This window comes from Achromobacter sp. SIMBA_011 (assembly GCF_046535435.1).
GTDB lineage: Bacteria > Pseudomonadota > Gammaproteobacteria > Burkholderiales > Burkholderiaceae_B > Achromobacter > Achromobacter dolens.
Genome location: NZ_JAWRWN010000053.1, coordinates 1 through 464 on the forward strand (window position 1 = coordinate 1; position 464 = coordinate 464).

A 464-nucleotide genomic window follows, 5' to 3' on the forward strand; every position below is an offset into this window, starting at 1 on the left:
AGCACGGTGCTCTTCGCCGCGACCGCTGCCGCCAGTGCCACGCCGACCGCATCGTTGCCTTCGAGCGACGAGCGCGAGATCGTGCCGTCGAGGTTCAGGCGAATGTCCTTCGCGTAGTCCGGAATACGTGCCTTAATCGAGTCGATGAATTCCATTGATATCTCCTATGGGTTGGCCGTTAAAAAAGCCCGCAGGCAGCACGTGCGCCGCGGGCTTCGAGCATCGATGCGCTTACAGCGTTGCGCCGCCGACTGCGCGGTTGCACGGGCACAGTTCGTCCGTTTGCAGGCCGTCCAGAATGCGCAAGACTTCTTCCGGGTTGCGGCCGACGTTCAGGTTGTTCACCGACACGTGCTGGATCGTGTTGTCCGGATCGACGATGAACGTGGCGCGCAGTGCGACGCCAGCTTCCTTGTCGCGGACGCCGAGCTGGTCGATCAGTTCGCCCTTGACGTCGCCGAACG

Annotated in this window: 1 protein-coding gene and 1 pseudogene; both read right to left on the reverse strand. The window is 62.5% G+C overall.

The features are described from left to right. Nucleotides 1-155, reverse strand: a pseudogene (locus SB816_RS29855) (carboxymuconolactone decarboxylase family protein); the annotation flags it as partial. Nucleotides 156-231: 76 nt separating this feature from the next. Further along, a partial coding sequence (locus tag SB816_RS29860; RefSeq protein ID WP_410547972.1) for a redoxin domain-containing protein occupies nucleotides 232-464 on the reverse strand: 233 nt, incomplete at its 5' end.